Origin of the sequence: Streptomyces thermocarboxydovorans (genome assembly GCF_039524635.1) — a bacterium.
Classification (GTDB): Bacteria; Actinomycetota; Actinomycetes; order Streptomycetales; family Streptomycetaceae; genus Streptomyces; species Streptomyces thermocarboxydovorans.
The window spans coordinates 1-7,503 of record NZ_BAAAGU010000117.1 but is presented as its reverse complement, the minus strand read 5'-3'; the positions used below and the strand labels follow the sequence as shown (position 1 = coordinate 7,503).

Here is a 7,503-nt window from a genome sequence, read left to right as displayed (position 1 = left end):
CGCGGGCGAGGAAGGCCGTGGTGGGGCCGGATCCGGAGACCAGGGCGGCGAGCGCTCCGGCCGCGCGTCCGGCGTCCAGGGTGGCGGCCAGCTCCGGGAACAGCGACAGGGCGGCCGGCTGCAGGTCGTTGGTGACGGCCTCGGCGAGCGCGTCCGCGTCGCCCTTGGCGAGGGCGTCGAGGAGCGGCTGCGAGGCCACCGGCTCCGGGATGTCCCGGCCCTCGGCCAGCCGGTCGAACTCGCGGAAGACCGCCGGGGTGGACAGGCCCCGGTCGGCCAGCGCGAAGACCCAGTGGAAGGTGCCGCCGACCTCCAGCTCCGTGAGTTTCTCGCCCCGCCCGGTGCCGAGCGCGGCCCCGCCGACCAGGCTGAACGGCACGTCGCTGCCCAGCTCGGCGCAGATCTCAAGGAGTTCCTCGCGGGAAACTCCGGTCCCCCACAGCGCGTCGCAGGCCAGCAGGGCCGCGGCGCCGTCCGCGCTGCCGCCCGCCATGCCGCCGGCGACGGGAATGTCCTTGTCGATGTGCAGATGCACGCGCGCCTCGCGGCCGGTGCGCTCGGCGAGGGCGAGGGCCGCGCGGGCGGCGAGGTTGCTCTCGTCCAGCGGCACCTGACCGGCGTCCGGGCCGGAGCAGGTCACCCGCAGCTCGTCGGACTCGGTGACCGTGACCTCGTCGTAGAGGCCGACCGCGAGGAAGACATTGGCCAGGTCGTGGAAGCCGTCGGGGCGGGCGGCGCCGACCGCGAGCTGGACGTTGACCTTGGCGGGGACGCGGACGGTGACGCTCACTGCGGACCGGACTCCTTGTTCGGGGCGTGCTCGGCGATACGGGCGAACTCCTCCACGGTGAGCGACTCACCGCGCGCCTGCGGGGAGACGCCCGCGGCGACCAGCGCCGCCTCGGCGGCGGCGGCCGAGCCCGCCCAGCCGGCCAGCGCGGCCCGCAGCGTCTTGCGGCGCTGGGCGAAGGCGGCGTCGACGACGGCGAACACCTCCTGCCGGGAGGCGGTGGTCTTCAGCGGCTCGGCGCGGCGGACCAGCGACACCAGCCCGCTGTCGACGTTCGGGGCGGGCCAGAAGACGTTCCGCCCGATGGCGCCGGCCCGCTTGATCTCCGCGTACCAGTTGGCCTTGACCGACGGCACCCCGTACACCTTGGAGCCGGGTGCGGCGGCGAGCCGGTCGGCGACCTCCGCCTGGACCATGACCAGGGTGCGCTCGATGCTGGGGAAGGTCTCCAGCATGTGCAGCAGTACGGGGACGGCCACGTTGTAGGGGAGGTTGGCGACCAGCGCGGTCGGGGCCGGGCCCGGCAGCTCGGTGACGTGCAGAGCGTCGGAGTGGACCAGCGCGAACCGGTCGGCGCGCTCGGGCATCCGGGCGGCGACGGTGGCGGGCAGCGCGGCGGCGAGCACGTCGTCGATCTCCACGGCCGTGACCCGGTCGGCGGCCTCGAGCAGCGCCAAGGTGAGCGAGCCGAGCCCCGGGCCGACCTCGACCACCACGTCGTCGGGGCGCACCTCGGCGGTGCGCACGATCCGGCGGACCGTGTTGGCGTCGATCACGAAGTTCTGGCCGCGCTGCTTGGTGGGGCGTACGCCGAGGGCGGCCGCCAGTTCACGGATGTCGGCGGGCCCGAGGAGGGCGTCGGGGGTGGGGCTGCTCACGGCACAAGGGTACGGGGCGTCCGGGACCGCCCCGGCCGGTCAGCTCCCCAGGCGGGACCCGCAGTGCGGCCAGGGGCTGGTGCCGCTGCGCAGGTACAGCTTCTTCGCCCGGTACGTCTGCTCCGCCGGGGACGCGTCCTGGGGCCGCCCCTGCCCGCCGAGCGACTGCCAGGTGGCGGTGTCGAACTGGTACAGCCCGCCGTACGTCCCCGAGGGGTCCACCGCGTCCGGCCGGCCCCCGGACTCGCAGGCCGCGAGGGCGCCCCAGTTGAGGTGGTCGGCGCCGGCCACCGAGGCCGGCGGGGTCTTCGTCCCCACCTTCACCACCTGCGCCCGGGGTTCGCGCACCACCTCCGCGTGCAGCCGGCGCGGCTTCTGCCGGACCCCGTTGACGGTGCGCACGGAGTAGGTGACCCGGCGCAGGCCGGGCTGCCCCGGCCGTCCGACGACCTCGGTGCCGCGCAGCAGCGAGGGGTCCTCGGTGCGCACCTCGTGGAACGGGATCGGCTCCTCGTGGACCTCCCGGGTACGGGTGATCCGCAGCACGGTGACGGTCTGCCCGTCGCGGGGGAAGCTGCCGGGCGGCACGGAGGTGGTGTCCAGGCCGCGCAGGGTGACCCCGGCCTGCTCCACCGCCTCCCGCACGGTCGCCGCGTTGGTGCGCACGGTGCGGGCGCGCCCGTCCGCCATCACGGTCACGGTGCGTTCGGTGCGCACGTCCAGCGCGAGCCCCTCCCGCCCGATGCGCCGGGAGCGCGAGGTCGACACATACGCGCCCTCCGCGCGCACGCCCAGCTGCCGCAGCGCCCCCTCCACGGTGTGCGCGGTCGTCCACACCTCGCGCCGCTCCCCGTCGAGGGTGAGGACCAGCGGGCGCCCGTAGCGCACCTCGATCTCGTCGCCGTGCTCCAGTTCCTCGCCGGGGCCGGGGCTGACCACGTCGTGCGGCCCGACCTGGATGGCCTCGTCGGCCAGCAGCTCGGTGACGTCGTCGGCGAAGGTGTGCAGGGTGCGGGGCGTGCCGTCGACGTTGAGCTCGATCTCCTTGTCCTCGGCGAGGAAGGCGGTGGTACCGCCGGTGAGACAGGCGACGACCAGCGCCTGCGGCAGCAGCCGGCGCATCCCCTCGGCCCGCTCGGCGTACCGGGCACGGCGCCGGTGCCCGTTCCGCGCGGGCGCGGACGCTGGGTCGAGGGCCGGGGCGAGGGCCGCCTGCCGGGGCAGCGCGGGCTCGGTGGGCTGCTGGGCGAGGGTCTGCTGCGGCTGCTGGGCCCGCTGGGCGAGGGTCTGCTCCACCAGCGTGCGCTCGAGCAGCGTCGGCTCCGGGGGGGACTGCCCTTGGAGCGCCCCCTCCTGCAGCGTCCGCTCGTACGCGGGCCGGTATGTGTCGGACCGGCGGGTGTCCTCGCCGGGCGGGCCGGGGCTGCCGTATCCGTGTCCGTACCCGACGGTCTCCGCCGAGTGCACATCGCCGACCGTCGCATCCGTCTCGTACGTCTCGAACCGCGCGTTGCTCACGCCGACACGCTCCAGGGCCTTGAGGGGGTCCGGCTCGGGCCCCCAGAACCTAGCGGAGCGCCGGTCACTCTCCAAAGCGGCACGACTACGGAACGTACGCGCGATTGGTGCCGCTCGCGGCTCGGCAGCGGTCTGGAACGCGGTCAGTAAGTCAGTAACCGAAGGCGCGTGCGGTGTTGGCCGCGAGGGCGGTGGCCATCGCGTCCTCGTCGATCCCGCGCACGGCGGCCATCGCCCGCACGGTCACCGGCACCAGATAGGGGGCGTTGGGCCGCCCCCGGTAGGGCACCGGCGTCAGGAACGGCGCGTCCGTCTCCACCAGCACCAGCTCCAGCGGCGCCACGGCGAGCGCGTCGCGCAGGTTCTGCGCGTTCTTGAAGGTCACATTGCCGGCGAAGGACATGAAGTACCCGGCCTCGGCGCAGACCCTCGCCATCTCGGCGTCGCCGGAGTAGCAGTGGAAGACGGTGCGCTCGGGCGCGCCCTCCTCCTTCAGCACTCGCAGCACATCGGCGTGGGCGTCGCGGTCGTGGATGACCAGCGTCTTGCCGTGCCGCTTGGCGATCTCGATATGGGCGCGGAACGACCTTTCCTGCGCCTCCTTGCCCTCCGGCCCGGTCCGGAAGTAGTCGAGCCCCGTCTCGCCGACGCCCTTGACCTGCGGCAGGGCGGCGAGCCGGTCGATCTCCGCGAGCGCCTCGTCCAGCGCCGCGTCCCCGGCGGGCCGCCGGGGTCCCTGGCGCGACCAGCCGTCGGGGTCGCCGTGCACGATCCGCGGCGCCTCGTTGGGGTGCAGTGCGACGGTGGCGTGCACCGACTCGTACGCGGCGGCGGTCTCCGCGGCCCACCGGGACCCGCTGAGGTCGCAGCCGACCTGCACCACGGTCGTCACCCCGACCGCCGCGGCCTTGGCCAGCGCCTCGTCCACGGTGCCGCCCTGCATGTCGAGATGCGTGTGCGAGTCGGCAACAGCCACCCGCAGGGGCTCGGGCAGGGGCGGCGCGGCGTTCTTCCCGCCGCCCTTCTCGCCGCTCTTCTCGCCGCTCTTCTCATCGCTGGAAGGCATACCCCCGATCCTACGAGGGCCCGTTCTTTAGACCGGCCTGCGCTGCACCACCGTCAAGGGGCGCGGGGAACTGCGCGACCAGCCCCCGACCACCCGCACCCGGCAACGCACCCGCACCACCCCCTACCGGCCGCCGCCCTCCCCCTCCCGCTTGGCGGCGACCACCGCATCGAACACCACCCGCTTCGGCACCCCCGCCTCCACCGCGACCGCCGCGATCGCCTCCTTGCGCCGCTCCCCCGCTTCCTCCCGCACGCGCACCCGCCGCACCAGCTCCTCGGCGCCGACCTCCTCGCCGCTCTTCTCCGGCGCGCCCTCCACCACCACGGTGATCTCGCCGCGCACCCCCTCGGCCGCCCAGGCGGCCAGCTCGGCCAGCTCCCCCCGCCGTACCTCCTCGTACGTCTTGGTCAGCTCCCGGCACACCGCCGCCCGCCGCGTGCCTCCGAAGACCTCGGCCATCGCGGCGAGGGTGTCGCCGAGCCGGTGCGGGGACTCGAAGTAGACGAGGGTGCGCCGCTCACCGGCGACCTCCCGCAGCCGTGCCAGCCGCTCCCCCGCCTTGCGCGGCAGGAACCCCTCGAAGCAGAAGCGGTCCACCGGCAGCCCGGAGACGGCGAGCGCGGTCAGCACGGCCGACGGCCCGGGGACCGCGGTGACCCGCACGTCCCGTTCGACGGCCGCCGCGACCAGCCGGTACCCGGGATCGGACACCGAGGGCATCCCGGCGTCGGTCACCAGCAGGACCCGCGCCCCGCCGGCCAGCTCCTCCACCAGCTCGGGGGTGCGCGCGGACTCGTTGCCCTCGAAGTACGACACGACGCGCCCCTTGGGCGTCACCCCGAGCGCCTGGGTCAGCCGGCGCAGCCGCCGCGTGTCCTCGGCCGCGACGACGTCCGCCGCGGCCAGCTCCTCGGCGAGCCGGGGCGGGGCGTCGGAGACGTCGCCGATGGGGGTGCCTGCGAGTACGAGCGTTCCGGTCACGCCCCCATCCTCGCAGCACCCGCCGGGCGCCCCCGCCAGGCACCGGAGCGGGAACCGGACCGATGACCGATCCGACGACCGGACCAATGACCGCACCCATGACGGGACCATGACCGGACCGACGACCGGACCGTGACCCGACCGATGACCGGACCGTGCCCGGACCGACGACCGGACCGGGGGCACAGCCGGGGCATACCGCCCATGCGCGGGACTCACACAGCCCCGTTCCCTACGATGGCGCGGTGACCAGTACTGCGTCGTCCACGGACTCCACGGACACCCGGCAGCACCAGGCGCCGCTCGAGCAGCGGACGGCGTGGCAGCTGCGGCTGCGCCGCTTCGGCTACCTGGCGAAGTCCGCGAGCGCCGGCAGAGAAGATGTCCGTGACCGGCTGGTCCCCGCATACACCGAGCCGTCCGGCCGCCTGTGGGCGACCCTGTCCGTGCCGCCGGCGCTGGCCGACCGGATCACCCGCTGGTCCGGGTGGGGCGGCCCGCTGCTGGTGACCCTGCTGGCCGGGGTGCTGCGGTTCTGGAACCTGGGCAGCCCCAAGGCGGTGATATTCGACGAGACGTACTACGCCAAGGACGCGTGGGCGCTGATCCACCGCGGCTTCGAGGTCAACTGGCCCAAGAACGCCAACCAGCGGATCCTCGAATCCGCCGGGAACGTCCCCATCCCGACGGACGCGGCGTATGTCGTCCATCCGCCGGTCGGCAAGTACGTCATCGGGCTGGGCGAGCTGATGTTCGGCTTCGATCCGTTCGGCTGGCGTTTCATGACCGCACTGCTCGGCACGCTGTCGGTGCTGATGCTGTGCCGCATCGGCCGCCGCCTGTTCCGCTCGGCCTTCCTGGGCTGTCTGGCCGGTGCGCTGATGGCGGTGGACGGGCTGCACTTCGTGATGAGCCGCACCGCGCTGCTCGACGGTGTGCTGATGTTCTTCGTGCTGGCGGCCTTCGGCTGTCTGCTGATCGACCGGGACCGGGCCCGCGCGAAGCTGGCGGCCGCGCTGCCGGTGGACGCCGACGGGCGGGCCGTGCCGGACGCGCATGTCGCCGAGACCACCCGGATCGGCTTCCGGCCGTGGCGGCTGGCGGCCGGCCTGTTCCTGGGCCTGGCGATCGGCACCAAGTGGAACGGCCTGTACATCCTGGCCGCGTTCTGTGTCATGGCGGTGCTCTGGGACGTCGGCGCGCGCCGGGTCGCGGGCGCCCACCATCCCCGCACCGCGGTCCTGCGGCACGACCTGGGCTGGGCCTTCCTGTCCACCGTCCCGGTGGCGGTGCTCACCTACTTCGTCTCGTGGACCGGCTGGATCCTCTCCCCGTCCGACGGCACCGGCGGCTACTACCGCGACTGGGCCACCCGCGACGGCAGGGGCAGCGACTGGTCCTGGCTGTTCCCCGACTGGTGGCGCAGCCTGTGGCACTACGAGAACCAGGTCTACGAGTTCCATGTGGGCCTGTCCTCGCCGCACACCTACGAGTCCAACCCCTGGAGCTGGATCGTCACCGGCCGCCCGGTCTCCTACTTCTACGAGTCCCCGGCGCCCGGCAGGGACGGCTGCCCGGCCGACGCGGGCGAGAAGTGCGCCCGGGAGGTGCTGGCCCTGGGCACGCCGATGCTGTGGTGGCTGGCCAGCTTCGCCGTCCTCTACGTCCTGTGGCGCTGGCTGTTCCGCCGCGACTGGCGGGCCGGCGCCATCGCCTGCGGCATCGCGGCCGGCTACCTCCCCTGGTTCCTCTACCAGGAACGCACCATCTTCTACTTCTACGCCGTCGTCTTCCTCCCCTTCCTCAGCCTGGCTGTGGCCATGCTCCTGGGCGCCATCGTCGGCCCGCCCCGCAGCACCGACACCCGCCGCGTCGCCGGCGCCACCGCCGCCGGCGTCCTCACCCTCCTCATCGCCTGGAACTTCATCTACTTCTGGCCGCTGTACACGGGCACGGCCATCCCGATCGACGACTGGCGGGCGCGGATGTGGCTGGACACGTGGGTCTAGGTGGCCCCGGTGCCTGTCGCCGGGGCCGCCCCGACGGTCGTAGGCACGTGCAGCCGACGTGGGACGCACTCGAACGGCCCGCCAACGGCCCGGCTGCGGGTACCGCATGTTGATGGCGGGCTCAGTTCGCCGCCCCTGAACTGCGGTACGGCTCAGTGCAGCGCCGTTCGGCGGGTCCACCCAGGGCGATTGCAAAGTTCGTTGATCGTGTGTTGGTGCAGGTCAGTTGAGTCCGAGGACGGTCAGTGGCCGCTCGTA

The 7,503-nt window shown here is 73.8% G+C and carries 6 protein-coding genes; 1 reads left to right on the top strand and 5 read right to left on the bottom strand.

Annotated elements, in window-relative coordinates; all coding sequences use genetic code 11:
- The 5 genes from ABD198_RS30190 to rsmI form a co-directional block, all read right to left on the bottom strand.
- On the bottom strand, positions 1 to 790 hold a 790-nt coding region (locus tag ABD198_RS30190), incomplete at its 3' end, for a 4-(cytidine 5'-diphospho)-2-C-methyl-D-erythritol kinase (protein WP_344007873.1).
- Positions 787 to 1,668, bottom strand: coding sequence for a 16S rRNA (adenine(1518)-N(6)/adenine(1519)-N(6))-dimethyltransferase RsmA (gene rsmA / locus ABD198_RS30185; RefSeq protein WP_344007871.1), 882 nt, complete (start codon positions 1,666 to 1,668; stop codon positions 787 to 789). The genes rsmA and ABD198_RS30190, both read right to left, overlap by 4 nt.
- A 39-nt stretch (positions 1,669 to 1,707) precedes the next feature.
- A complete protein-coding gene (locus ABD198_RS30180; RefSeq protein ID WP_344007868.1) occupies positions 1,708 to 3,186 on the bottom strand; it encodes a resuscitation-promoting factor in 1,479 nt (492 codons plus the stop codon).
- 151 nt (positions 3,187 to 3,337) lie between these two features.
- Positions 3,338 to 4,252 (bottom strand): TatD family hydrolase, encoded by a 915-nt coding sequence (locus tag ABD198_RS30175; RefSeq protein WP_344007864.1) that lies wholly within the window; start codon positions 4,250 to 4,252, stop codon positions 3,338 to 3,340.
- Positions 4,253 to 4,375: 123 nt separating this feature from the next.
- Positions 4,376 to 5,236, bottom strand: a complete 861-nt coding sequence (rsmI, locus tag ABD198_RS30170; RefSeq protein ID WP_344007861.1) for a 16S rRNA (cytidine(1402)-2'-O)-methyltransferase — start codon at positions 5,234 to 5,236, stop codon at positions 4,376 to 4,378.
- Between the two features lie 245 nt (positions 5,237 to 5,481).
- Here rsmI and ABD198_RS30165 point away from each other — a divergent pair, with 245 nt between their 5' ends.
- Positions 5,482 to 7,245, top strand: coding sequence for a dolichyl-phosphate-mannose--protein mannosyltransferase (locus tag ABD198_RS30165; protein ID WP_344007859.1), 1,764 nt, complete (start codon positions 5,482 to 5,484; stop codon positions 7,243 to 7,245).
- Positions 7,246 to 7,503: the final 258 nt, after the last annotated feature.